Raw genomic sequence first — 905 nt, 5'->3', positions numbered from 1 at the left:
CTCCAATAACTTAATACAAAAAACCTGTGGGATGCCTTGAAACAGAGCCAAACGCATTGCTCGTGTGAGCCTGCTTAACTTATGCCTTGCTGTTGTCCTTGTTCACGCGCTTAAGAATGTTATTGTACATTTTTGTTCGTCTGTGAGTCGATTCATAGCCCCCAGCCGCTGCGACAGTACCCGACTGAATATGATCCAGATAGCTGAAAATTTTACGCGGCGATAACATTTCAACGACATAGCCACGCTCAGTCATGCGGTCTTGGAGAGTATAACCAGGAACACGATCGTCCATCGAAAAATGCAGGCCATACTGCTTGATAAGCTTGCAATTCCATAACGTACAGAAACTCTTCAAGTACACTTCCCTGTAGGGCTTAGGCTCTCTGGAGCGTAATCCAACAGATATTTTCAGGCGTCTGAAATGGTGTTTGAACAGTCGCGAACTAAAACGCCAAAGAGTTCTTGTGGTTCCACGATTTAATTGCTCTACACATCCGACGGCTGCGATTTTTGGATTTTTAATGCATTTATTCAACATCATCGGGAAAACGTTTTTATCGAAAATAAATGTGTCAGTATGCATAAGGAACAAATAATCAGTTTCAACTCGCTCCAAAACCAGATCAAGTGCTTTGCCATGCGCAATATGGCCTGGCTCCGGTTCAGAGACAGAACGCTCAATTAAATTAATCCAGTCAAGCGATCTCAAATACTCAGTGCTTTCATCGGCGGAATAGTTATCTACTACCCATATTGGGACGCTATTGCCTACATGCTGGCGCAATAGATCTAAACATATTTTGGTGATTTCTGGCGTCTTGTAATTTACTATCACTATGCTAAAGGCATTAGAGCTGCCAGCCGACAAATTAGCACTGATCATTATTTAGGCACTCAAGGTA

The 905-nt window shown here is 42.8% G+C and carries 1 protein-coding gene; it reads right to left on the bottom strand.

The genetic code is table 11. The annotated features are described in order from the left end of the window. Positions 1–79 precede the first annotated feature (79 nt). The gene (locus AC1DRJ_RS29980) at positions 80–886 is read right to left on the bottom strand and encodes a glycosyltransferase (protein WP_477805311.1); all 807 of its coding nucleotides are present in this window, start codon (positions 884–886) and stop codon (positions 80–82) included. Between the last annotated feature and the right edge of the window lie 19 nt (positions 887–905).

The organism is Pseudomonas sp. P5_B2 (assembly GCF_056400445.1).
This window is presented reverse-complemented; position numbering and strand designations above follow the sequence as displayed.

Excerpts from the sequence above, each read along its gene's own strand:
- AC1DRJ_RS29980 (WP_477805311.1), bottom strand. The coding sequence starts at position 886 with ATGATCAGTGCTAATTTGTCGGCTGGCAGCTCTAATGCCTTTAGCATA.